Source organism: Devosia sp. 63-57 (assembly GCF_001899045.1).
GTDB lineage: Bacteria > Pseudomonadota > Alphaproteobacteria > Rhizobiales > Devosiaceae > Devosia > Devosia equisanguinis.
Genome location: NZ_MKUY01000005.1, coordinates 644693 through 669183, shown reverse-complemented (window position 1 = coordinate 669183; position 24491 = coordinate 644693). Strand labels below are relative to the sequence as shown.

24 protein-coding genes are annotated in these 24491 nt (G+C 62.7%); 14 read left to right on the top strand and 10 right to left on the bottom strand.

Going from position 1 to position 24491, the window contains the following annotated elements; all coding sequences use genetic code 11:
• Positions 1–6 precede the first annotated feature (6 nt).
• The 6 genes from BGO80_RS11500 (at position 7) to BGO80_RS11475 (ending at position 6341) form a co-directional block, all read left to right on the top strand.
• Positions 7–1206: a trans-sulfuration enzyme family protein gene (locus BGO80_RS11500; protein WP_286721589.1), complete on the top strand. Its 1200-nt coding sequence runs from the start codon at positions 7–9 to the stop codon at positions 1204–1206.
• Positions 1207–1215: 9 nt separating this feature from the next.
• Complete coding sequence (locus tag BGO80_RS11495; protein ID WP_286721588.1) at positions 1216–2187, top strand: carbohydrate kinase family protein; 972 nt, start codon at positions 1216–1218, stop codon at positions 2185–2187.
• 133 nt (positions 2188–2320) lie between these two features.
• On the top strand, positions 2321–3493 hold the full coding sequence (locus BGO80_RS11490) for an MFS transporter (RefSeq protein WP_286721587.1): 1173 nt from the start codon (positions 2321–2323) through the stop codon (positions 3491–3493).
• Positions 3490–4680 (top strand): MFS transporter, encoded by a 1191-nt coding sequence (locus BGO80_RS11485; RefSeq protein ID WP_126148760.1) that lies wholly within the window; start codon positions 3490–3492, stop codon positions 4678–4680. Before BGO80_RS11490 ends, BGO80_RS11485 begins: the two co-directional genes overlap by 4 nt.
• On the top strand, positions 4673–5137 hold the full coding sequence (locus BGO80_RS11480) for an MmcB family DNA repair protein (RefSeq protein WP_126148759.1): 465 nt from the start codon (positions 4673–4675) through the stop codon (positions 5135–5137). Before BGO80_RS11485 ends, BGO80_RS11480 begins: the two co-directional genes overlap by 8 nt.
• Before the next feature lie 55 nt (positions 5138–5192).
• The gene (locus BGO80_RS11475; RefSeq protein ID WP_286721586.1) at positions 5193–6341 is read left to right on the top strand and encodes an MFS transporter; all 1149 of its coding nucleotides are present in this window, start codon (positions 5193–5195) and stop codon (positions 6339–6341) included.
• Between the two features lie 4 nt (positions 6342–6345).
• Here BGO80_RS11475 and BGO80_RS11470 read toward each other — a convergent pair whose 3' ends face one another.
• The gene (locus BGO80_RS11470) at positions 6346–7641 is read right to left on the bottom strand and encodes a bifunctional folylpolyglutamate synthase/dihydrofolate synthase (RefSeq protein WP_286721585.1); all 1296 of its coding nucleotides are present in this window, start codon (positions 7639–7641) and stop codon (positions 6346–6348) included.
• A 163-nt stretch (positions 7642–7804) separates the two neighbouring features.
• On the opposite strand from BGO80_RS11470, the gene BGO80_RS11465 reads away from it, so the two are divergent.
• Complete coding sequence (locus BGO80_RS11465; protein ID WP_286721584.1) at positions 7805–8869, top strand: DUF2793 domain-containing protein; 1065 nt, start codon at positions 7805–7807, stop codon at positions 8867–8869.
• A gap of 23 nt (positions 8870–8892) precedes the next feature.
• Here the strand turns inward: BGO80_RS11465 and BGO80_RS11460 are convergent, their stop codons facing one another.
• A complete protein-coding gene (locus BGO80_RS11460; RefSeq protein WP_286721583.1) occupies positions 8893–9495 on the bottom strand; it encodes a TetR/AcrR family transcriptional regulator in 603 nt (200 codons plus the stop codon).
• A gap of 77 nt (positions 9496–9572) precedes the next feature.
• Here BGO80_RS11460 and BGO80_RS11455 point away from each other — a divergent pair, with 77 nt between their 5' ends.
• On the top strand, positions 9573–9989 hold the full coding sequence (locus BGO80_RS11455) for a VOC family protein (RefSeq protein WP_286721582.1): 417 nt from the start codon (positions 9573–9575) through the stop codon (positions 9987–9989).
• A 110-nt stretch (positions 9990–10099) separates the two neighbouring features.
• Complete coding sequence (locus BGO80_RS11450; RefSeq protein ID WP_286721581.1) at positions 10100–11227, top strand: Gfo/Idh/MocA family protein; 1128 nt, start codon at positions 10100–10102, stop codon at positions 11225–11227.
• Positions 11228–11275: 48 nt separating this feature from the next.
• On the opposite strand, the gene BGO80_RS11445 is transcribed toward BGO80_RS11450, so the two are convergent.
• Entirely contained in the window at positions 11276–11875 is a 600-nt protein-coding gene (locus tag BGO80_RS11445; RefSeq protein WP_286721580.1) for a hypothetical protein, read from the bottom strand.
• A gap of 96 nt (positions 11876–11971) precedes the next feature.
• On the opposite strand from BGO80_RS11445, the gene BGO80_RS11440 reads away from it, so the two are divergent.
• Both BGO80_RS11440 and BGO80_RS11435 read left to right on the top strand, forming a co-directional pair.
• Positions 11972–12409 carry an RrF2 family transcriptional regulator gene (locus BGO80_RS11440; RefSeq protein ID WP_126148751.1) on the top strand — a complete coding sequence of 146 codons (438 nt, stop codon included), beginning with the start codon at positions 11972–11974 and terminating at the stop codon, positions 12407–12409.
• Positions 12410–12492: 83 nt separating this feature from the next.
• Positions 12493–13383 carry an NAD(P)/FAD-dependent oxidoreductase gene (locus tag BGO80_RS11435; RefSeq protein WP_286721579.1) on the top strand — a complete coding sequence of 297 codons (891 nt, stop codon included), beginning with the start codon at positions 12493–12495 and terminating at the stop codon, positions 13381–13383.
• A gap of 119 nt (positions 13384–13502) precedes the next feature.
• Here BGO80_RS11435 and BGO80_RS11430 read toward each other — a convergent pair whose 3' ends face one another.
• Complete coding sequence (locus BGO80_RS11430; protein WP_286721578.1) at positions 13503–14540, bottom strand: aldo/keto reductase; 1038 nt, start codon at positions 14538–14540, stop codon at positions 13503–13505.
• Positions 14541–14611: 71 nt separating this feature from the next.
• Here BGO80_RS11430 and trhO point away from each other — a divergent pair, with 71 nt between their 5' ends.
• Both trhO and BGO80_RS11420 read left to right on the top strand, forming a co-directional pair.
• The gene (gene trhO, locus BGO80_RS11425) at positions 14612–15649 is read left to right on the top strand and encodes an oxygen-dependent tRNA uridine(34) hydroxylase TrhO (protein WP_286721577.1); all 1038 of its coding nucleotides are present in this window, start codon (positions 14612–14614) and stop codon (positions 15647–15649) included.
• Positions 15650–15732: 83 nt separating this feature from the next.
• Complete coding sequence (locus BGO80_RS11420) at positions 15733–16671, top strand: LysR family transcriptional regulator (protein WP_286721576.1); 939 nt, start codon at positions 15733–15735, stop codon at positions 16669–16671.
• Between the two features lie 95 nt (positions 16672–16766).
• On the opposite strand, the gene BGO80_RS11415 is transcribed toward BGO80_RS11420, so the two are convergent.
• The 6 genes from BGO80_RS11415 to BGO80_RS11390 form a co-directional block, all read right to left on the bottom strand.
• Positions 16767–17822, bottom strand: coding sequence for an ABC transporter ATP-binding protein (locus tag BGO80_RS11415; RefSeq protein ID WP_286721575.1), 1056 nt, complete (start codon positions 17820–17822; stop codon positions 16767–16769).
• A 13-nt stretch (positions 17823–17835) separates the two neighbouring features.
• On the bottom strand, positions 17836–18915 hold the full coding sequence (locus BGO80_RS11410) for a Gfo/Idh/MocA family protein (protein ID WP_286721574.1): 1080 nt from the start codon (positions 18913–18915) through the stop codon (positions 17836–17838).
• Positions 18916–18920: 5 nt separating this feature from the next.
• On the bottom strand, positions 18921–19928 hold the full coding sequence (locus tag BGO80_RS11405) for a Gfo/Idh/MocA family protein (protein ID WP_286721573.1): 1008 nt from the start codon (positions 19926–19928) through the stop codon (positions 18921–18923).
• Positions 19929–19996: 68 nt separating this feature from the next.
• The gene (locus tag BGO80_RS11400) at positions 19997–20824 is read right to left on the bottom strand and encodes a carbohydrate ABC transporter permease (RefSeq protein ID WP_386849545.1); all 828 of its coding nucleotides are present in this window, start codon (positions 20822–20824) and stop codon (positions 19997–19999) included.
• Between the two features lie 49 nt (positions 20825–20873).
• The gene (locus BGO80_RS11395) at positions 20874–21821 is read right to left on the bottom strand and encodes a carbohydrate ABC transporter permease (RefSeq protein WP_286721572.1); all 948 of its coding nucleotides are present in this window, start codon (positions 21819–21821) and stop codon (positions 20874–20876) included.
• A 14-nt stretch (positions 21822–21835) separates the two neighbouring features.
• On the bottom strand, positions 21836–23131 hold the full coding sequence (locus BGO80_RS11390; protein ID WP_286721571.1) for an ABC transporter substrate-binding protein: 1296 nt from the start codon (positions 23129–23131) through the stop codon (positions 21836–21838).
• A 394-nt stretch (positions 23132–23525) separates the two neighbouring features.
• Between BGO80_RS11390 and BGO80_RS11385 the strand changes: the two genes are divergently transcribed.
• Positions 23526–24452, top strand: coding sequence for a LysR family transcriptional regulator (locus BGO80_RS11385; RefSeq protein ID WP_286721570.1), 927 nt, complete (start codon positions 23526–23528; stop codon positions 24450–24452).
• The last annotated feature ends 39 nt before the right edge of the window (positions 24453–24491 follow it).

Below are 24491 nucleotides of genomic sequence, written 5' to 3'. Positions count from 1 at the left end.
ATTTCGATGTCCAAGGATCTCAATTTCGCCAGCCAGGCCGTGTTCTACGATCCCGAGGAACACTCCCAGTCGATCAGCTATCCAATCTACATGTCGGCCAACTTCCAATATGCCGGCGATATCTACGACCAGATCGTGGATGGCGCCCGCAAGGAAGTGAATATCTATTCGCGCTGCGGCAATCCTACCGAATACAAGCTCGAAGAGCACATCGCCAAGCTGACCGGCGGCACGGCGTGCCTCGCCACGGCATCGGGAATGGCCGCCATTTCCCATGCCCTGTTCGGCATTCTCAAGGCCGGTGATCATGTGGTGGCCGATCTCACCACCTATTCAAGTACGCACGAATTCTTCGACCACCGCGCCCAGGATTTCGGGCTCAAGGTGAGCCTGGTCGACTGCACCGACGTCAAGGCGGTGGAAGCCGCCTTCACCGACAAGACCAAGGTGCTCTATGTCGAGGCCATCGCCAATCCGACCATGAAGGTGCCGCCCCTGCGCGCCCTGGTGGAACTGGCCCATTCCCGCGGCATCGTCGTCATTTGCGACAACACCTTCGCCTCCCCCGCCGTCTGCCGTCCGCATGATTTCGGCGTCGACGTGGTGGTGGAAAGCGCCACCAAGTTCATCGGCGGCCACAACGACGCCGTCGGTGGCGTCATCACCCAGAAGTCCGACATCCTTCCGGCCGATTGGGTTGAGGATGTGCGCTGGAACACGCTCAACAAGCTGGGCGCGCCGCTTTCCCCGTTCAATGCCTGGCTGCTGCTGCGCGGCGCCCAGACCCTGGCGCTGCGCCTTGAAAAGCAGTGCGCCAATGCTCGCGCGCTGGCGCTGCATCTGGAGAAGCACCCCAAGGTCAAGCGCGTCTTCTACCCCGGCCTCGAATCGCACCCCAACTATGAATCGGCCAAGGAACAGCTCAAGGATGGCGGCGCCATGCTGAGTTTCCGCGTTGCCGACGAAGCCTCGGGCGTGCGCCTGCTCAAGCGCCTCAAGCTCTGCTCCTTCGCGGCCAGCCTGGGCGGGCTGCGCACCACCACCCAGGTGCCCGCCACCATGGCTTTCCTTGACATTCCCAGCCAGGAACGCGAAGCCATGGGCGTGGTCGACGGCCTCGTCCGCTTCTCGGTCGGTATCGAGCATATCGACGACATCATCGCCGATGTCGACCAGGCCATCGAGCAGATGCATATCGACCTCTAGGAGCCCCTCGTGCCCATTGCTGTGCTTCTGGGCGACATCAATGTCGACCTGCTGCTTGCAGTCCCCGCCTATCCTTCCGAGGGTGGCGAGGCCATTGCCGACCGGCAGGTGCAGCAATTGGGCGGTTCGGCCACCAATACGGCGATCGGACTGGCCCGGATGGGCATCACCTCCCGCATGATCGGCCGCGTCGGCAGCGATGCGGTCGGTGACACGGCGCTTGCCGACATGGCAGGCGCCGGGGTCGATACCAACTGGATCTCCCGCGATCCGGCCGAACCGACCCAGACCAATATCGTGGTGGTCAGCGCCAGCGGCGAACGCACCATGTTCGCCTATCGCGGCGCCAATGCGCGCCTCTCGCCCGAGCTGATCGCGCCCGATGTGCTCGAGGGCGTCGGCATGGTGCATCTGTCGGGCTATTCGCTGCTGCAATCGCCGCAACGCGACGCCGCCTTCAAGCTCGCCAGCCTCGCATATGCGGCCGGCATTCCGGTCTCGCTCGATATTCCCGCCGGGGTTGCCGCCGAGATCGCCCAGCAGGTACGCCGGTTTGCGCCGATGCTCGACACCGTACTCTTGGGCGAAGCCGATATCGATCAGATGGGTTTTGCCACGGCAAACAATATCGTCGCTCTCGGCATACGTGCCGTGGTGGTGAAACGCGGCGCCGCAGGCTGCCTCCTCGTCACCGCGGCTGCAGCCACCTCCATACCGGGCCTCGCCGTGACAGTGGTGGACACCACCGGCGCGGGCGACGCCATGGCGGCCGGAATTATCGCCGCGCGGCTCGCTGGATTGGCCGAGGACGAAGCCTGCCAACTGGGCGCCACCTTGGGCGCACTCACGGTCGGCCGCGTCGGCGCGGGCCTCGCCATGCCCACGCTGCGCGAGGCCGAGGCCCTGTTGACCACAACCATGACAACAGGCCGCCTGATCGACGCGCTACGCGCCTGGGTCGGCAAGCACACAGTCCGGTAAACCTTTTCACGCGCGCGTGTGACCGGAATGCAATCGTTGCAATAAACCGTTTTGATGGTCTTGGCGGGCCATTGCAGTGACGGCGGAATCCACTACGCTAAAGCGTACTGATCTTTTTCGAGCATTTCCCATCATGCGATTCGGCATTGACCTGCCGCCCCAGATCAAGGTCTTCGGGGCGTTTTTTGTATATTCGTTTTGCATGGGCAGCATGTTCCCGCGCCTTCCCGATATTCAGAGCGCCATGGGCGTCGCCGAGGGGCAATTGGGGCTTGCACTGATCGGTTCTGCCATGGGCACGCTGATTTCGCTGACCTTTGCCGGGCGTCTCATCGAGGCCGTCGGTTATCGCCGCGTATTGCTTTGCGCCGTGCCGCTCCTGTCGCTGCTCTACGCCATTGCCATGTGGGCCAATGGCCCACTCATGCTGTTCCTGCTGCTCGTGCCTGTGGGTCTGACCATCGGGGCCATCGAGATCATCATCAATATCGAGGCGGACAGGGTCGAACACGCCATCGGCCGCCGCATCATGAGCCGCGCTCACGCCTTCTGGAGCCTGGGTTTCTTCGCGGCAGGCATGGTGGGGTCGTTCCTTGCCCAGACCGGCCTGTCGCCCCAGCTGCACCTGATGATCATGGTGCCGGTAATTCTGGTGATCACCTTGTTGCTGCTTGGCCGTTTCGAGGCCGCGCCGCCCCGTGGCGGCAGCAGCACCGAGGAAACGCCGCGTCTCGCCAAGCCGACCCTCGCCATCATGATGCTGGTTGGCGTCTGTCTTTCGGCCATGCTGATGGAAGGCGCGGGGATCGATTGGTCGGCGATCTATATGCGCAACATCTTTGCGGTCGAACCGTTCTGGGCCGGCTTTGCGGTGGCCGTGGTAGCGGGATCGCAGGCTTTTGCCCGTTTCTTCGCCGATGGTTTCGTCGAGCGGTATAAGCCGGTCACTGTCGCCAGGGTGCTGCTGACCATTTTGGGCATCGGCGTCGTGATCGTCTTTTTCGCGCCATCGGTGTGGGCCGCCTATCTCGGCTTTGCCATGATCGGCATCGGCTCAAGCGCGCTCTTCCCGCTCGCCATGTCGGCGGCAGCGCAGCAGACCGATCGCCCCGCTGCCATCAATGTCGCTGCCCTGGCGCAATTCTCCTTCACCGCTTTCCTGCTGGGACCGCCGCTGCTGGGCTTCATCGCCGAGCATTATGGCATCCAATGGACATTCGGTGTTGGCTTGCCGCTGGTCGTTCTCGGCCTTGCCACGGCCCAGGCATTGGCGCCACGCCCCGTTACCAGGACCGTTACGCCATGATCGCTGCACAGCATCGCATCTATGCCTGCTTCTTCCTCTTCGCCGTAACCACCGGCGCGCTGATGGCGCGCCTGCCCGATATCCAGACCCATCTTGGCGTGTCCGAGGGCCAGTTGGGCCTGACCATGATCGGCATGGCCATTGGCTCGCTGATCTCGCTGACCCTGGGCGCGCCAATCATCGAGAAGCTGGGCTTCCGCACCACCGCCTTCATCACCACGCTGGGACCGGCAGTGCTCTTTGCCACCATTCCCTGGCTGCCCAGTGCGCCGGCCATGTTCGGCGTGTTGTTCGTGGTCGGGCTGCTTTCGGGCGCACTCGAAATCAATCTCAATGTCGAGATCGACCGGCTCGAGACACAGACCGGCAAGCGCTTCATGAACCGCGCCCATGGCTTTTGGAGCGTCGGTTTCTTCATCACCGCCCTCTTCGGCGCCATGATCCGCCAATCGGGACTGACGCCGGCCCTGCATATGGGCATTGTTGCGGCGATCGTGGTGCTGGTAGGCGGCTACCTCATCTATGGGGCGACCGATGCCCCCCGCACCGCGCGCAGCCAGTCGGAGGCCGATGGTCACCGCTTCGCCTTCCCCAATCTGGGGCTGCTGCCGCTCTGCCTGATCGGCTTTGCCGCCTTCCTGGTCGAGGGTGCAGGTATCGACTGGTCGGCCATCTATATGCGCAATGTCTTTGCGGTGGAGCCATTCGTGGGCGGGATGGGGCTGACACTTTTCGCTTTCTTCATGGCCGCCATGCGCCTCTCTGCCGATCCCATCGTCGCCCGCTTTGGGCCGCGCAATGTGGCCATGGTGCTGCTCAGCCTTGCCAGTGTCGGCGCGCTCCTCGTGGGCACGGCGCCGACGCCCGAATTGGCATTGCTCGGCTTTTCGCTGATGGGCATTGGGTGTTCGGCGGTCTATCCGCTCGCCGTTTCGGCCGCGGCCCAGCGCACCGATCGCCCGGCGGCGGTCAATGTCGCGGCGCTGGGGCAGGTGAGCTTCGTGGTGTTCTTTCTCGCGCCGCCGCTCCTAGGCTTCGTGGCAGAATTCGTCAATATCCGCGCGTCCTATCTCATCTGCCTGCCGCTGCTGCTGGCCGGACTTTGGGCCGCCAGCTTCGCTCTCGGCACGCGCAACACCGCGACGCCGCATGGCCTGCCGCCCGAACCACTGGGACCCAATGGCTGACGCGCTGCCGCCCATTGTCGACCTCAGGCAGTCGGCAACTGCGCTGCGCGTGCAACGCGGGGTGATGCGGATGCTGCGTGAGCGGCATGACATGGCCTGCTATGCCGAAGTGCCGCTGGCCAATGGCCGGCGCGCCGACGTGCTGGCGGTCGGTCCCAGGGGAGAAATCTGGATCGTCGAGATCAAGTCGAGCCTCATCGACTTTCAGGTCGACCGCAAATGGCCGGAATATCGCGAATTCTCCGACAAGTTCTTCTTCGCCAAGCCGCCGGAACTCGAAGCCGGGATTTTCCCCGAAAGCGAAGGGCTGATCGTGGCCGATGGACATGACGGCGCCATCTTGCGCGATAGTCCCGACACGCCCTTGCCCGGGGCGCGGCGCAAGGCGCTGATGCTGAAACTGGCGCGCCTGGGAGCCGACCGCATTCACATCCTGATGGACCCAGGGCCTCGCTGAATTCTAGCCGCTCTTCCCTTGGCGGCGCCCGACCAATCGAGACTATCCAGAACCCATGCTCACCGCCCAGTGGCGCATCATTGCGCTGTTCTTCATCCACGCTCTGGCCGTCGGCGGTGTGCAGACCCGTATTCCCGACCTGCAGGTGCTCAACGGCCTCTCAGCGGCGCAGTTGGGCCTTGTCCTCATGGGACAACCGCTGGGTGGTTTGCCGATGTTCCTGTTTTCCAGCGCTATCATCGAGCGCATTGGCCCGCGCAAGGTCATCCTTCTCTTCCTGCCGGTGGTGATCGTTACTTCCGCGCTGGCCGGCATTCTCTTGCATCCGGTGGCACTGTTTGTGTTGCTGGCATTGAACGGGGTGGGGTTTTCGCTCACCAATATCGCGATCAATGTCGAGGCCGACAGGGTGGAGGCCGCAGGCGGCGGCCGGATCATGAACACCTGCCACGGCGTGTGGAGCATCGGCTTTCTCGTCACCGCACTCATCGGGGTCGGCATGCGCGGCATGGGCCTTTCCCCCGCCTGGCATCTTGGCCTCATGGCGCCGGTTCTGCTGATACTGCTGCTGATCGTGGTCGTGCCGATGCGAAGCGCGCCACCGCGGCTGTATAGTGGTGACGCCAAGGTCAGGCGGCTCTCATTGCCTACGCTGGCCACGCTGGGCCTCGTGGCCTTCGGCCTTGGTGCGGGGCTGACGGAAGGCGCGGCGCGGGCCTGGGCCATCATCTATCTGCGCGACAGCTTTGACGTCGCGCCCTGGCTGCAGTCGCTGGCACTGCCTGTTCTCGTCGCCGCCATGGCCGCCGGGCGGTTGCGGGCGGACAGCGTGCTCGATCGGTTCAGCCCGGTGCCGGTGGCACGCATCCTTTCGGCCATTGCCATTGCCGGCCTGCTGCTGGTCACCCTCGCACCCAATGCCTGGGCGGGCCTTGTCGGCTTCGCGCTGGTGGGCCTGGGCATCTGCGTCCTTTATCCGCTGATGCTGTCTTCCGCAGCGCGGCTGGGCGATCGGCCGGCTTCGCAGAACGTGGCCGCGACGACGCTGATATTTCAGCTGGTCAATCTGGGCGCGCCGGCGCTGATCGGCGCGCTGGTGCAGGGCTTTGGCGTGCGCTTTGCCTTTGCCGCGCTGATCCCGATCCTGGTGCTGACCTTCGTCATGTCGGGACAGTTGCGGAGCAAGACCAAGGGCCTTGCCTGAGCGGTCAGTCCGGCGGCGTCCCATTTTTTGCGAGGACATCTCCAGCCAGGTAGAGCGAACCACAGATCAGCACTCGGGCATCGGGCACCTGTGCGGCCTCCGACAAGGCGCTGGCGATCGACCGCTTGGGGTGCGCGGTAAATCCCGCCTCGGTCAACAGGCCGGCCATGGCGGCCGCCTTGTGGGCGTTTGCCTCACCTGGAATGGTCAGCGTCATGATTTCGGGCGCAAAGCTGCGGAACGGCTCGAGAAAGGCCACCGGATCGCGGTTATTGATCATGCCCATGATCATGATCAGCTTTTGCGGCCGCGCGTCCTGCAGGGCGGCGATGGACCGGGCGAGCGCCGCCGCACCATGGGCGTTGTGGCCGCCATCGAGCCAGAGTTCGTGATCGGCCGGCAGCAGCGCGCGCAATTTTCCGCTCCGCAGCGGCATCATACGCGCCGGCCAGATCACGTGCCGGAGGCCAGTGGCGATAGCAGCGGCATCGACGGGCAGACCAAAATGGCGGGTGGCAGCGATGGCCAGGGCGGCGTTGTCGAACTGGTGCGGGCCCAGGAGCGCAGGTGGCGGCAGGTCGAGCAGACCATCCTCGTCCTGGAAGACCATCCGCCCATCCTGGACCTGGCCATGGAAATCCTCACCCTGCCAGAGCGGCCTGATCCCGAGGCGATGGGCGGCCCGCTCCAGCACGGCACGCCCTTCGGGCTGCTGTAGGCCAATGACGGCCTTGGCGCCGCGCTTGAGAATGCCGGCTTTGCTGACAGCGATCTCGGCGATGCTATTGCCTAAAAATGCCTGGTGGTCGAGATCGACCGGGGTGATGATGGTGCCCAGGGGCTGGTCGACGACATTGGTGGTGTCATAGGTTCCGCCCATGCCGGTTTCGAGCAGCAGGAAGTCGGCCGGTGTCTCGGCAAAAAGCTTGAAGGCCGTGGCGGTCGTCACCTCGAAAAAGGTAATGGAGCGGCCAGCATTGAGATGCTCGACCCCTTCGAGAGCGGCATTGAGCTGGCGGGTGCCGACCAGAGTGCCGGCGAGGCGAATGCGCTCGTTGAAACGCACCAGATGCGGCGAATTATAGACATGGACGCGCTGTCCCGCCGCTTCGAGAAAGGCGCGGAGATAGGCGATGGTCGAGCCCTTGGCATTGGTGCCGGCAACGTGGATCACCGGCGGCAGGCGCTGTTGCGGATTGCCCATATCGGCGAGCAGACGCAGAATACGTTCGAGGCTGAGATCGATCAGCTTGGGATGCAGACCGGACAGGCGCTTCAGAATGGCGTCGGTGCGGGACATAGGGAGCTCCGGGCAAGGCAGACAAGATTCTGCGCAGCCTGCCTAGCGCCGACTGGGCCGCTCCGGCAAGGGGCAGGACGACGCTGGCGCGCTTGACTTATCCCGCTTATCCCCGCCGCTGAAAGCGGGCGCAAACTGACGGGGCCATTTTTTGGAGCTTCGCATGATGCAAACTGATCGACTGAACATGCCTTTCATCGCTGCCGGACAGGCGCTCAAGCACATTACGCACAACGAGGCGCTGCAGATGCTCGACGTGCTGGTGCAGCCTGTTGTGGAGGCGGCAAATGTCGCGAACCCGCCGGCAACGCCCGATGCCGGTTCGGCCTGGATCGTACCGATTGGCGCAACCGGCGCCTGGGCTGGAGAAGAAAACGCCATTGCCGTCTGGCAGGCAGGGACCTGGCGCTTCCTCGCGCCAGAGGCGGGGTGGCAGGTCTTCGACCGCCAGGCAGGCAGTCTCAAGCTCTATTCCGGCAGCGCCTGGATCGCGGTGGCGGCAATCGGGGCGGGCCTGCCGCAACTGGGCGTCAACACCAGTGCCGATTCGGTCAACCGACTGGCCGTGGCCGCCGAAGCAGTGCTGCTCACCCATGACGGTGCCGGCCATCAGCTCAAGATCAACAAAGCCACCAGCGGGGATACGGCGAGCCTGCTGTTCCAGTCCAACTGGACCGGCCAGGCCGAAATGGGGCTGATGGGCGACAATGACTGGCGCATCAAGGTCAGCGCCGATGGCGTCTCCTGGGTGAATGCTGTCGCCGTCAACGCCACGACTGGCGCGGTGACGCTGGCCAGTGACCTGCGCCCATCAAGCGACAACAGCGCCAGCCTTGGTGCGAGCGGAGCTCGCTGGTCGGCCATCTGGTCGGCGACCGGCACCATCGAAACCTCCGACCTGCGCCTCAAGACCGACATCGTCCCAAGCGCGCTTGGGCTCGACTTCGTGCAAAAGCTCAATCCTGTCAGCTATCGCTGGCGCGAAGGGAGCCTCGAAAACGGCGAAGCGCAGCCCGGACGGCGCACCCATTACGGCTTCATCGCCCAGGATGTCGCCGAAACCATCTCCGCCCTGGATATAGGCGATTTCGCCGGCCATGTGCTCGCCGATCCCGACGATCCCCTGAGCAGCCAGGCGCTGCGCTACACCCAGTTCATCGCACCCCTGGTCAAGGCGGTGCAGGAACTGGCAGCGCGGATCGAGCACCTGGAACGCGCGGGGGACTAAAGCCGACACACAGTCCCCTCGTCTCAGGGGCGAGGGGACGTCTGGCGCAAACCGCGCAGCAGGGCGTCGATTGCATCCCGAAAGGCAGCCACCTCATCCGCCGGCGCAAGAGCGGCGCGGTCGAAGACGGCGTTGAGCAAATGCGCCATGGGCCAGACGGGCACCGGTGCCATGACACCCTGATCGATGGCGCATTGCACGCCATCGATCAGGGTGCGCAGGCCATATTCGGCATTGATGCCGTCCACCGCCTCGCGGCCCAAAACCGCAGGCGCATCGACCAGCATGATGCGCCTTCGGCCTTCATCCTGCATGGCCAGTATGAAGGCCTCGCCCCCCGCAACAAGCGCCTCGATCATGTCTGGTGGGGCCGCATCTCCGTCGCCGGCAGCGCCAATGGCATCGGCCACGGCGCGGTGCTCCTCTACCACCACGGCCGCAAAGAGAGCGAGCTTGTCGGGGAAGTGATGGTAGAGCGCGCCGCGCGTCACGCCCGCCGCCGCGACGATCTCGGGGGTGCTGGTACCGGCATAGCCTTTTTTTGCGAAGAGCGATCTTGCCGCATCGAGCAGAGCCGTGCGCGTCGCCTCTCGCCGCTCATCCTGTGTTCGCCGTTCGACTTGCATACATGCAGCCTGTATGTTACTTATCTTAGATACATGCAGTCTGTATCTAAATGACAGTTCCGGCAAGGAGGCCGATTATGAAATTCAACAGCCTGTTTCCCCTGTTGCAGGTCGCCGATGTGGCACGCACGGCGCAGTTCTATCGCGATGCCTTCGGCTTTACCCCCGTGTTTGAAAGCGACTGGTATGTGCATCTCAAGGGAGATAGCGCCGGTCTGTTCGAACTTGCCGTCATCGACTACCGGCACGATTCCATTCCCGAGCCTGGTCGTGTGCCGAGCGCCGGCGTCATCCTCAGCTTTTATGTCGACGACGCAGCCGCAGAAGCCAAACGGCTGGAACACGCTGGCGTTGCGATCGCCCAGCCGCTGCGCGACGAGGTGTTCGGCCAGCGGCATGTGATCGTGGCCGATCCCAATGGCGTGCTGATCGACGTCATCACCCCGATCGAGCCGGATGCCGACTGGCTAAAGGCACAAATCGGCCAGCCTTAGCAGGGCACCAGCCAGACAAGCTGTTCATGCGCGATTCCCTCCCAAAACCCCTTCCGCCTCCGCCATTGGGGCGCTAGTCTGAGGCACGTACATCTGGGAGGAAGACGCGCATGTCTGCCAAGCGCCTCGGTATCGGTTTCATCGGTACCGGCAATATTTCGTCGGCCTATCTGAAGGCCATTCTGGGCAAGGACGGCTTGCCAGGCTTTCCGGTGCTCGACATCAAGGGGCTGGCCGACATGCGGGCCGAAGCCGCCACGGCGCGCGCCGCCGAATTCGGTCTTAAATCCATGAGCGTCGAGGAGATGCTGGCCGACCCCGCGATCGATCTCGTGGTCAACCTCACCATTCCGCGCGCCCATGTAGAGGTCGGTCTCAAATGCCTCGCCGCCGGCAAGCATGTCTATTCGGAAAAGCCTTTGGGCATCACCTTCGCCGAGGGCAAGACATTGCTCGCGGCTGCCAATGCGGCGGGGCTGCGCCTCGGGTCGGCGCCGGACACTTTCCTTGGCGGCGCGCACCAGCAGGCCCGCGCCGTGGTGGATAGCGGCGCCTTGGGCCAGCTCATCGGCGGCACCGCTTACATGCAGTGCCCCGGCCATGAAAGCTGGCATCCCGATCCGGCCTTCTATTATGACCTGGGTGGCGGCCCGATGCTGGATATGGGGCCCTATTACATTACCGACCTGGTCAATCTCCTGGGTCCGGTGGCGCGTGTCTCGGCCATGTCCTCGCGCCTGCGCCAGGAGCGGCCGGTGTTGTCGGAGCCCAAGAAGGGCCAGATCATGCCGGTCAAGATCGATACTCATGTCACCGGCTCGCTGGGCTTTGCCAATGGCGCCATCGTGCAGATCGCCATGAGTTTCGACGTCGCTGCGCACAAGCACGTCCCGCTCGAGATCTATGGCACCGAGCAGAGCCTGTTGGTCCCCGATCCCAACCTGTTCGGCGGTGAGCTCGAATTGCGCAAGCGCGGCCACAATGAGCAATGGGCCCTGGTCAAGGTCGAGCAGCCCTATGCCGAGGGCAATTACCGCTCGCTGGGCGTCGCCGACATGGCACTGGGCATTCTCGAAAACCGGCCGCATCGCGCCAATGGCGACCTGGCGCTGCATGTGCTCGAGGTCATGGAGGCCTTCGAAACGGCTGCCCGCGATGGCCGCACGGTCGCGATCAACACGCCGGTCACACGCCCGGCGCCGCTGTCGGACAACATCGTCGACGGCCGCATCGGCTAAGAAGCTTCAGAAAGGCGGCCTCTTGCAGGGGCTGCCTTTCCTCTGTCGTCAGTAGAACGACAGTCCCTGCGCAGTGTCGGCGTCGAAATGCAGCGTCACCTTGGCATCGGCGCCGTCCTGATAGACGCCATCGGTATATTGGCGCTGCAGCAGCGATACGGTGTCGGCGGCGGGGTCGGCGCCCTCGAACAGGTAGTCGAAGCAATTATTGGCATCGCGCGTCACATAGGCGCCGACCTCATCCTTGAGCGCTGCCAACTCCCGCCCGCCCAAAGGCATGCCGTCGCTGCGCCTCGTGGCGCGCAGTGTCGGCAGCCAGTCCCCGCCGGTCTCGCAGATGAAACGGCCGTCGCGAAATTCGCCGCGTTCGACAAACTGCACGTCATGGACATCGTCCCAGGCATGCTCCAGCTCGAACACGGCGCCCTTGGCATCGACCTTGAGATAGATATCGGACCACATGCAATTGCTGCCGTCCTGATTGTAGCACCATCGCTCGGCCCCGCTCATCAGCGTGCCGACATCGGCGATTGGAATGGCCTTGCCGGTCTTCATGTGGTCGATGACCGCCTCTATATCGGCATCGAAGGCGAGTGCCGGCGCCAGCCCCAAGAGTCCAAAACCCAAAACCATGGCAAAGCGACGCATGCTTATCCTCCCAGACCTGCCGACCAGCTTAGCCGCTCCAGGTGACCTGCGGAATGCGGCTTGACTGAGGCCTCTATATGTAACAATAATAGTTACATGAAAAAATCGAGCCGACTATCCCTGGCCTTGCACGCGCTGGTGCATCTCCATGCCCAGCCCGACAAGGTGCTGACCTCGCAGGCGCTGGCCAGCTGCCTCATGACCAATGCCGTGGTGGTGCGGCGGGCGCTGGGCGAATTGCGCGAGGCGGGCCTCGTCGTGGCTAGCAAGGGACCCAATGGCGGCTGGGCGCTGGCCCGGCCGGCAGAGGAGATCACCCTCCACCAGGTCTATGCAGCCATGGATGAGCGCCTCTTGCTGCGCACAGAAAGCGATCCCGGCGACAAAGCATGCGCCATCGTGCGGTCGGTAGACCGGGTGATGAGCGAATTTCTCGATGACGCCGAGGCTTTGCTGGCCGCAAGGCTGACGCGCATCCGCCTCGCCGACATCGCCAAGGACGCCATGGGCGCGGGGTTTCCGCGCCTGGGCTGAACCATTCTCCACTGCGAAACGAACACGCCGGATTTGCCCCTGGGCGCCGGGCGCCTTCGCTCGCCATCAAAAGGACCAAAACCATGCAGGACGTCATCATCATTGGCGGCAGCTTTGCCGGCCTCACCGCCGCCATGCAGCTGGGCCGCGCCCGCCGTCGGGTCAGTGTGCTCGACACCGGGCTCAACCGCAATCGCTATGCCGAGGCGGCGCATAACATCCTTGGCGCCGATGGCACGCCGCCCGGTGAACTGCTTGCAAGGGCCCGCGCGCAGGTGGCCGCCTATCCCACCGTCGCACTGATTTCCGCGCGGGCCGTGAGCGTTTCCGGCGCGCCGGACCGCTTCATCGTCACCAGCGCGACGGGCGAGCAGCTCGAAGGGCGCCGGCTGATCCTCAGCTATGGTATTGTCGACGAAATGCCTGTTATTCCGGGCTTTGCCGAATGCTGGGGGCGAACCGTCATTCACTGCCCCTTCTGCCATGGCTATGAGGTCGCCGGCCAAAGCTGGGGTCTGCTCTATTCCGGCCCCTTTTCGCTGCACATGCCGGCGCTCTACCGGAACTGGACCGATGACCTCACGCTGATCCTCGATGGCCATGCCATCCCCGATGACGAGCGGCAGAAACTGAAAGCGCGCGGCGTCCGCATCGAGAATGCCCGGCTGGTGTCGATCGACCACGAGAACGGCATGCTGCGCCGCGTCACGCTGGATGACGGCAAGAGCCTGGCTATGGGCGCGCTTTATGCCCATCCCCGCAGCCACCCCGCGGCCGATCTGCACAGCCAGCTGGGCCTCGACATGAAGCAAACGCCCACCGGCACGATGATCGCGGTCAACGAGATGCAGGCGACCTCGCGCCCCGGCATTTTCGCGGCAGGCGATCTGGCCACCGCCATGCATTCGGTGACCTTTGCCAATTCCATGGGCTCGCTGGCGGCCATGGGCGCGCTGCAATCGATGATGGTGTGACCCCCGATCCTGGCACGGTCTGGCTCGCGTCGCCATGCCGCCCTCGGGCTCGACCCGAGGGCCTTTAGGCAGCTACGATGCGGCAATGGCGCAGGCCGAGTTGGCCCTGTGGCGAAACCCTAACGGGATGCGGGTTGTGGGCGCGGTTGCTGATCCAGTTGCCCGCCCTTGGTCGCTTCATTGATGGCGGCGATCTCGTCGGCAGAGAGATCGAGATTGTTGAGGACGCCGAGATTGTCCTTGAGCTGGTCGAGATTGCGCACCCCGATCAGCGCCGAGGTCATTTCCTTGCGGCGCAGCACCCAGGACAGCGCCAGCTGCACCATGGATTGCCCGCGCGCCCTGGCGATTTCGCCGACCTTGTTCACCGCATCGAGCACGCGCGGCTCGATCTGGCTGGCGCGCAGCGAGCCATTAGGGTTCTCCCCACGCGTGCCGGCAAGATTGCCCGAATTGTACTTGCCCGAAAGCACCCCCTGCGCCAGCGGCGAAAACGCAATCACCCCGATCCCCAGCTCGCCGCAGGCATCAATGGTCTTGTCGTTCTCGATCCAGCGATTGATCATCGAATAGGACGGCTGGTGAATGGTGGTGGCCACACCCATTTGCTTGAGAACGCGATGGGCCTCGCGCGTTTCCTTTTCGGGATAGGAGGAAATGCCGACATAGAGCGCCTTCCCCGATTTCACCGCATGGGCCAAAGCGCCCATGGTTTCCTCAAGTGGCGTATCGGGATCGAAGCGGTGGGAATAGAAGATATCGACATAGTCGAGCCCCATCCGCTTGAGGCTCTGGTCGAGACTGGCGAGGAGGGATTTGCGGCTCCCCCATTCGCCATAGGGGCCGGGCCACATATTGTAGCCGGCTTTGGTGGAGATGATCATCTCATCACGATAGGGCCGGAAGTCACGCGCCAGGACCGTGCCAAACAGCTCTTCGGCCGAGCCGGCGGGCGGCCCGTAATTGTTGGCGAGGTCGAAATGGGTAATGCCCTGATCGAAGGCATAGCCGAGAATTTCCATGGCAGAGGGATAGTCGCGCGTGCCCCCGAAATTCTGCCACAGCCCCAGGCTGATCACCGGCAGCTTGAGCCCCGAATGACCGGAACGGCGATATTGCATGGTGTCATAGCGTGCCGTGTCGGCCCGGTAGGTCATGGAGAAGCTCCCGATGTCTTGGTTCCGACCGCCCGTGACGCCGGATGCGGTCTTTGATATGAGCGAGGCAAATGACAGCGCACAGCTCAACTTCGATGACCAATCTGCCCCAGCCCGATCATCCATACAAGGTGATGGCGGTCTATAAATTTGCACCTTTGCCGGATGTGGAAAGCCTCAAGGCGCCATTGGCCGCGTTCTGTTGCACAAGGGAGATCAAAGGCACGCTCATCCTGGCCCCCGAGGGGATCAACGGCACCGTGTCCGGTTCACCCCAGGCCATAGAGGCACTCGCCGATTTTCTGTTCGTGTCCGGCCCCTTCGGTACGCGGCTCGCCGGAGCGGAGGTAAAGTATTCCTACGCCGATACGGCCCCCTTCCTGCGCATGAAGGTACGGCTCAAGCCGGAGATCGTGACCTTGCGGGCGCCGCAGGTCGACCCCAACCGCCAAGTGGGCACCTATGTCGAGCCGGAGGACTGGAATGCGCTGATCGAGCGCAACGACGTTGTCCTGGTCGATACGCGCAATGATTATGAGGTCGGGATCGGCACGTTTCAGCGGGCGCTCGACCCCAATACGCAGAGCTTTGTCGAGTTCAAGGACTTCGTGGCCAAGAACCTCGACCCCAAGCGCGACAAGAAGGTCGCCATGTTCTGCACCGGCGGCATCCGCTGCGAAAAGGCCTCCTCCTACATGCTCAGCCAAGGCTTTGAAGAGGTGTTTCACCTCAAGGGCGGCATTCTGAAATATCTCGAAGTGGTGCCGGAGACGGAAAGCCGATTTTCGGGCGAATGCTTCGTCTTCGACGAGCGGGTCTCGGTCGGCCATGGCCTCGAACTGGGTCAGGCCACGCTCTGCCGTGCCTGCCGTCATCCCCTGACCGCGGCGGACCGGCAGCACCAGCACTATGTCGAGGGCGTTTCCTGCGCCTATTGCGCCGATGACAGCGACAAGCATCAGGCCGCCGCCGAACGGCAGCGGCAGATGGACCTGGCCCGGCAACGCGGGCGCGCCCATATGGGCGACGCCGTCGCCGATGACGCCGCCCGCGCGCGCGCCGAAAAAATCGAACGCGCCGAACAGTCGCGACTGGCCAATAAGGGCTAGGCTTGCGTCAGTTGACGTATCGACAGGTCCTATCGACCAGGCGATAACTTGGTCAATAGCCGACCCTTGCATAAGCCTTTCCTATGGACCTCGACCAGCTCCGCACCTTTGATCGTATCGTCCGCGACCAGTCGTTCACCAAGGCTGCAGCGCATCTCAACATTACTCAGGCGACCGCCTCGATGCGAATCAGGGCGCTGGAGCAATTGCTGGGCGTCCAGTTGTTCGTACGTGGACGGTTGGTGACGCTGACCGACCAGGGCATGACCTTCCTGCCCTATGCGCGGCGCATCATCGGTACAGCGCAGGAGGGACGTGAGGCGCTGCGTCGGGTAGAACGGGGCCGGGTGTCGATCGCTTCGCTGCGCACGCTGGTCTCGCCGCTGATCACCGAAAGCCTCATCCGCTTTCAGGAGAAGTACCCAGCGGTGGATGTGGTGGTGCGCGAGGGCCGGCAGGCGCAGATCGCTGCCATGCTGCATGAGCGCGAAGTGGAAATGGGCATATTGTGCTGGCCCAATATCGATCCGCTTGTGGTCGATTTGGAACCGTTGGTCATCATGCGCGAGCGCGTGCCGCTGGTGGTGTCAGCTGAAATCGCGGCGAAGCTGCCGCCCAGACCGAGTATCGAGGAGGTGCTGGCGCTGGTGCCCCGCGTCATCGCCCTGCGCTGGTGGCAGGCCGACCCGGAGACTGCGGCAGCTCTGGTGCGTCTCGCCAAGACCAGCGTCGAGTTGCCGACCGGCCCCGCACGCCGCCTGGCGCTTAAGGGTGAAGGTCTGGGCTTCTTCGTCAACTCCGCCGTGTCCAACGACGTCAAGGCCGGGCGGCTGGTCGAGATCGCGCCGACCGATTTCGAACCGCTGCACCGCGACACTGCCATGGTGGTGCGCAATCTGGCAGCGCTCGAACGACCGATGTTGGCCGACTTCATTCGCGAAATCGCGGTGGAGTGCGCGCAGATGGGCGAGATCATCGACAACCGCCTTGATGTCGTGGCGCCCTCCAAGACGCAGGCATAGGCTTTTCGCTCTACTGGCCAGTTCCCGACGCAAAACGGCAGCGCCGCATGGGCACTGCCGTTGTATCACTTGCGCGGGTTTATAGCGCGCAGCACCTAGCGGATAGCGTTGCCCTGAGCGTCGAACACATGGGCCTTGGCCGGATCGACATAGGCGGCAAGGGTGGCACCGATCTCGACGGGGCGCTGGCCCTCGAGCACTACAGTCATGGCCTGTCCATCACTAGTGGTGGCATAGACCACGGTCTGGCCGCCCAGATTTTCAACCAGATCCACCCGCAGATCCGCGAACTTGACGCCGCTGGCGTCGTTGAGACTGATGTGTTCGGGGCGAATGCCGAGCGTCGTGGCGCCGGCCACGTCGCGGCCCAAAGATGTCAGCGTGCCCGCGGTTCGGATGGCGCCGTTCTCCACCGTGGCGGTGAGGAAATTCATCTTGGGAGAGCCGATGAAGCCGGCGACGAACAGGTTGCGCGGATTGTTGTAGAGGTCGAGCGGAGCGCCGACCTGCTCGATGATGCCGCTGCGCAGCACCACGATCTTGTCGGCCATGGTCATGGCCTCCACCTGATCGTGGGTCACATAGATCATGGTGTTTCCCAGATCATTGTGCAGCTTGGCGATTTCCACGCGCATGGCGACGCGCAGTTCGGCATCGAGGTTGGACAGCGGCTCGTCGAAGAGGAATATCTTCGGTTCGCGCACGATGGCCCGGCCGATGGCGACGCGCTGGCGCTGGCCGCCCGAGAGCTGCTTGGGCTTGCGCTTGAGCAGGGGCTCGATCTTGAGGATCTCGGCGGCCTTCTGCACCCGTTTTTCGATCTCCGCCTTGGGCATCTTGGCGGTTTCGAGGCTGAAAGCCAGGTTCTGGTGAACGCTCATATGCGGATAGAGCGCATAGGATTGGAACACCATGGCGATGCCGCGCTTGGCCGCTGGCACGTCGTTCATGCGCTGACCATCGATCAGCAGATCGCCACCGGTAATGGGCTCGAGACCGGCGATCATCCGCAACAGGGTGGACTTGCCGCAGCCCGAAGGACCGACGAAGACGGTGAACTCACCCGGTTCGATCCTGAGATCGACGCCATGGATGACAGCGACATCGCCATAGGCTTTCTGGAGCTTGTTGAGTTCGATGCTGGTCGCCATGGTTATCTCCTCTTTACCGGAACGCTGCCGGTACCCAGCTCTCGTAGAGCGGGTGGTCTGCTCCAAGGGGTAGCACGACTTCCTGGTGCGTGGATGAAGAATGATAGAAGGCCGTCACCAATTCCAGGGCACGGCGCGAATCCTGGCTGGTGACCGGCAAAGGGGCGTCGTGGACCAGCGCGTCGTAGAAGCGCGCCATCTGGGTCTGGAAGCGCGAGGGCACGTGCTGCCAATCGGCCAGCAGGGCGTCGATCCTGGATTTGACCGCGTCATTGCGCGGCAGAATCTTCCATAGGGCATTGCCCGGATTATAGGGCGCGTGATCACTTTCGATAGTCACGTGCTCGAACTGCAGGCGGATGCGGGTGATCTCGTCGACAGAACCCAGCGTGGCGGTGAAGCTGGCCAGCGCGCCGCTCTGCATTTCGATGGAGGCCGAGATGCAGTCTTCCACCTCGATCGGATTGACCCTTGTGGCGACGCGCCCAAAGACACGGGCGATATCGCCCATGAGATAGGTGAAGATATCGTGCGGATGGATGGCGTGGCCCATCAGGACGCCGCCCAATTCGGTCTTCCACTTGCCGCGCCAGGGCACGGCATAATAGGGGGCCTCGCGGCGCCAGAAGGTCTCGACCGTCCCGACATAGGGCTTTCCGGCGATGCCGGCATCGATGATGGCCTTGGCCTGCTCGATACCGTCGCCGAAGCGGTACTGGAACACCGGCATCAGCTTTCCGGAGGCCTGCCTCTCGGCGGCAATGACGGCGTCCACATCCTTGAGCGACCCGACCAGCGGCTTTTCGCAGACCACATTCTTGCCAGCGCGCAGGCTGTCCACCACCATGGAGAGATGCGCGCCTGGCGGGGTGCAGACATCGATGATGTCGATGTCGTCCATGCTCAGAAGATCGGCGAAATCGGTGATGCGGCGCTCGACACCGAATTCTTCGCCAACCTCATCCAGACGTTCCTGGTTGAGGTCGCAAAGCGCGACAACCTTGAACCTGTCGGCATTGGGCAGGTAGCCTTCCACGATATGGGAGCGGCCGATACCGCAGCCGACGACGGCGACGTTCAAAATGCGGCTCATCGTTCTTACTCCCTGCCCTGTTCGGCAATAGCCTGGGCGGTCAGTGCCATCTTCATGGCATTGTAGCAGCGTTCCTGCGGCATCGCCGTTTCGGTGCGGTTACGCACGTCGTCGAGGAACTGGCGGCCGAAGGGCATGTCGACCTTGGAGCAGTCGATATGCTGGACGCCCTTCTTGTCGACAAGGAAGAGGTGGTTGTCGCCGGGCCGGCCGGCGATATCGACATATTTGCGCAGCTCGATATAGCCCTCTGTACCCAAAATGGTCAGGCGCCCGTCGCCCCAGGTCGGCAGCCCCTCGGGTGTGAACCAGTCGACACGGATATAGCCGGTGGTCCCAGCGGTGCGTACATGGGCATCGCCCACATCCTGCAGGCCCGGACGGTTGGGATGGTTACGATTGTGCACATTGGCAGAAACCACTTCGCCGTCCATGGCACCGGAGAAGAACAGGAACTGCTCGAACTGGTGGCTGGCGATATCACACAGAATGCCGCCATAGCGATTGCGGGTGAAGAACCAATCCGGACGATTGTTGAGCCGCAGTGAATGGGGTCCCAGGCCGACGGTGTTGACCACCTGGCCGATGGCGCCCTGGGCAATGAGATTGCCGGCCTCGACGGCGGCCGGGACCTCGAAATGCTCTGAATAGAGCACCGAGAAGATGCGCCCGGTTTCCTTCTGTACACGCTTGATCTCTTCAAGCTGGGCGAAGGTGGTCATGCCGGGCTTGTCGGTCAACACGTCCTTGCCGGCCCGCATGGCTGCAAGGCAAATATCGGCGCGATCGGCCGGAATGGCGGCAGTGGTGACGACCTGGATCGAGGCATCTTCGAGAATTTCGCGGGGATCGGCAACGCGCCGGGCCTCGGGATATTTGTCGCCAAAGGTTTTTGCCAGGTCGTCCTCAACAGCATGGAAGGCCACGAAGCTGGCACCGGCGCGCTTCAGGCAATCCACCTGGCCGTAGATATGGGCGTGATTGATGCCGATGGCGGCAAATTTGATCGTCATTTCAGCAGAATATCCTGGTCGTCGCTGGTGAGCGGAGCGCGGCATGACCCGCACTCCGCATTTTGGAGTTAGCGCTTCATGCCGGTGGTCGCGATGCCTTCGATCAGAAGGCGCTGGAACAACAGGAAGAAGACGAAGATCGGGACAAGGCTCAGCACGCTCATGGCAAACATGCCGCCATAATCGGACATGCCGGTATTGTCGGTGAAGGTGCGCAGGCCCAGCATGACGGTGTATTGGCGCAGATCGCTGAGATAGATCAGCGGGCCAAAGAAATCGTCCCATGTCCAGATGAAGGTGAAGATCGCAGCCGTAGCCAGAACCGGCATGGAGAGCGGCAGGATGATCTTCCAATAGATGCGCCAGGGTCCCGCCCCGTCCATGCGCGCCGCCTCATCGAGCTCCTTGGGCAGGCCGCGGAAGAACTGCACCATGAGGAAGATGAAGAAGGCATCGGCGGCGAGGAATTTCGGCACCACCAAGGGCAATATGGTGTTCACCCAACCGAGGTTGAGGAAGAACACATATTGGGGAATGAGCGTCACCTGATAGGGCAGCATCAGCGTCATCAGCATCATGGCGAACCAGAAGCGGCGGCCGGCAAATTCCAGCCGGGCGAAGGCATAGGCGGCCAGCGAGCAGGCCACGACATTGCCGATCACCGACAGGATCGAGATGACAAAGGAGTTGATGAACAACTGCCCGAAGCCGACGCGCAGGCCGTTCCAGCCGCGAATGTAGGAATCCACGCTCCAATTGGCGGAGGGCAGCACCGACACGCCGGAGGTGAAGATCTCATTTTCCGGGCGGAACGATGCGGCCAGCAGCCAGAGCAGCGGATAAAGCATCACGATCGATGCCCCGACCAGCAGCACATGGGCGATGATCGACATCATTTTGCGGCGGGTCGGCGAGGAACCGGTGACCACGGTCAGGCGCTCTGCATCAGTCGTCATAATGCACCCAATACTTGCTGGTCAGGAAGGAGAAGGCGGTGAACAGCGCCACGATGGCAAGGAGCACCCAGGCAAGCGCCGAGGCATAGCCCATGCGGAAGAAGCCGAAGGCCTCGTTGTAGAGATAGAGGGTATAGAACAGGGTCGAATTGATCGGCCCGCCGGTACCGCCCGAAATGATGAAGGACGGGGTGAAGCTCTTGAAGGCCTCGATGGTCTGGATGATGGCGTTGAAGAACACCACCGGGGTCAGCATGGGCAGGGTGATCTTCCAGAACTGGCGCCATTTGCTGGCCCCATCGAGACTGGCGGCCTCGTACATATCCTGCGGAATCTGTCGCAGGCCGGCGAGGAAAATGATCATAGGCGAGCCGAACTGCCAGACGGCAAGAATGATCAGCGTCCACAGCGACGTGTTGGGATTGGAAATCCAGCTCGGGCCCTGAATGCCAAAATTGGCGAGCAGCTGGTTTACCAGGCCATTGCCGGCAAAGATCTGCCGCCAGAGGATGGCAATGGCCACCGAGGCGCCGAGAAGGCTGGGCAGGTAGAACAGCGCCCGATAGATCGAAAGGCCCCTCATACCGCGATTGAGCAGCAGTGCGACGCCGAGAGCGAAAGCCAGCTTGAGCGGCACCGAGAAGATCACGAAGGTGAAGGTCACCCGCATGGAAGCGACGAACTTCGGATCATTGGTGAACATGCGCATATAGTTGTCGAGGCCGGCCCAGCGCGGAGCGGTGAGCAGGTCGAAATGCGTGAAGCTCAGATAGAATGAAGTGAGGATCGGCCCAATGGTCAGGCCGAGAAAGCCGATGAGCCAGGGCAGAAGGAAGAGGTAGCCCGGGGCATGGTTTTGCCACACCCCGGACCAGAAGGATGGAGGGGCCACGCGGCCGGCTCCGGTGGAAGCACTGTTGTCGACCTGCGTGGCCATAGTCGTATCCTGGATCAGCTGGCGCGCTGCAGGATGGCAGTGGCTTCGGAAACGAAGTACTGGCCAGCGTCTTCCGGCGAACGAGCACCGAAAGCCACTTCCTGGCTGAGAACGCGCAGCAGCGAGATGTCGATTTCACCAGCGGCGGCCGGCGGCGGCGGCGGCAGCGGCCCAAGCAGATCACCGAGATTGGCGACGAAGTTGAGAGCGATCTGGTTCTGTTCGTCGAGGCCAGGCGCCACGGCTTCACGTGTCTTGTCGATGCAGGGAATGCCGCGTTCCACGCCCAGGACTTCGGCAGCGCCGAGATCGTTGACGAAGAAGCTCAGATACTGGGCGGCCAGTTCCTTGTTGGCAGAGGAGCCGCCGACCGAGAAGAACATGGACGGCTTGCGATAGTGACCGCCACCGACGCCGGGCGCGATGCGCGGATAGTTGGTGATGGTCAGCGGATCTGTCATCAGCGTCTGAAAGGCGACGAGCTGGTTGGAGTTGGACGGCATCATCGCCGCCTTGCCCATAACCACCATGGTCGTTTCCAGCGGTCCGTTGGTGTCGAGCGCCTGATCTTCGGCGCTGACGCAGATGCCGTCATTGCGGAAGCCCTGCCAGAGGGTGAACCACTCGATGGCCGCATCGGCATCGAAGCCGAGCTTGCCATCGGCCGTGTAGAGCGCCAGGCCCTTCTGGCGCAGCCAGTTGTCGAGCATGGGCTCGGAGCCCGAGCCATCGGCAATGATCTTCATGCCGCCGCGGACATTGGCGGCCTTGAACGCTTCGCCCTTTTCGCGAATTTCGTCATAGGTGGTGTCGCGGTTCGGCGCTTCGACGCCGGCTTCCTCGAAAGCGGCGATATTGACCAGCTGAGCCACGGAGTTGGCGCCGAGCGAAATACCATAGAGCTTGCCATCGACCTTGCCGCCTTCGAGCTGGTCGGCGTCGAAGCCGTCGAGCTTGAGGGCGCCACCGACAAACTCGTCCAGCGGAGCAATGGCACCGCGCTTGGCGTACTCGACGATATAGCGATAGTCCATCTGCACGATGTCAGGGGCATTGCCGCCAGCGGTTTCGGTGGCGAGCTTGGGCCAGTAGTCACCCCAGCCGAGGAAGCTGCTATCGACGGTGTTGCCGGTGGCAGCCTTGAACAGGTCGTTGACACCATAGGTGCGGTCGGCACGGTTCTGGCCGCCCCAGAAGAACTGCCGCAGGGTGGCGTTCTGCGCCCATGCCGGGCCCATGCCGACAGCCCCTGCAGCCAGCAAGGCTGAAGAGCCCATCAGAAACTGACGACGATCAAGACGTAGAGTCATAGTTTGGTCCTCCCAAAACAATCCGGACCCGCCTGGGACCCGGTTTTCTCGCATAGCGGCCTCCCCGCCGCTAAATCACCGATTGGTTACCAGAAAGCCTATGACTAGACAACCTTGTCGCGCGAGTTCCTGCGCAAGTGGCTGATTGACGCCCTGCTTAAATAACCAGTCAGTTACGCTCTTAACACGGGAGATTTGGGTCGAGCAACTATCTTGTATGGAAGATTGAGGAAGTCATCATCGCTGCCCATCTCGCCCGCCTATCCCTGTCCGGCATGTTGTGTGGCGAGACTGGCGGATTTTTTCCAAAGAGAGAACTACGAAATGTCGCGCTTTCTATAGATTTTTTCTATGGTCACTGGCGTTAGCTCTGCCGCAAACCGAGAGGAATGATATGGACAAGCTTCTCACCCAGTTCATCGCGGTGGCCGATGCCGGTTCGCTGAGCGGTGCGGCCACCGCGCTGCTGCTCACCCAGCCGACGCTGACCTTCAACATGCACAAGCTGGAGGAGAGCATCGGCGTGCCGCTGTTCGAGCGCTCCTCGCGCGGCGTCCGCCTTACCCGCTACGGCGAAACGCTTTATGAAAATGCCCGGCTGATGCAGAGGCTCTATGACAATACGCTGGCCATGATCGACGACCAGCGGCGTGGCGCCGAGCAGGGTCTGTCGATCGGCACCGGTTATTCCTGGTGGCAGCTGTTTCTCAAGGACATGATCCTCGACTATCAGCGGGAATTTCCCGGTTCGCCCGTGCAGGTGAGCCTTGGACATCAGTTTCGACTGCTGGATCAACTGCTCTCCGGCGACATCTCATTGTTTCTCGGGCACGAGACGCAGGAGCTCAATGCCGCCGTGGCCACTGAATTCATTCCGCTGACGACTGTGCATAACGGCTATTTTGTACGCGCCGGCCATCCCCTGCTCGGTCGACCCTGTGCGCGGGAGGAGGTCGAGCGCTTCCCCATCGTCACCAGCACCCCGCCGGAAAGCCGGCACGAGCGGTTTTTCGATCCCAATCGTTGGCGCGCTCGGATGAAGGCCCTGTTCGACCAGACCGACTTTACTTTCGGCTCCAATTCCCTGGCGGCCTGCATAGATTACACACTGGCCACCGACGCGGTGCTGCCGCACTCCCATGTCATCAGCGATCACCTGCAAAAGCAGGGACTGCTTCAGCTCGATGTCGTCGACGAGATGACCAGATTCACCGCCGGCGTTCATGTGTTGAGCGAGCGACGCAGCGAAGCACGCATCGAAGCGTTGATCGCGCGGATCATGCAGGCGGCAGCGGTGGTGTTGCCACCGCCGGAACGCTGAGCAGTTTCGCCACATGGAGCGAGAAGCCCTTCGCAGACA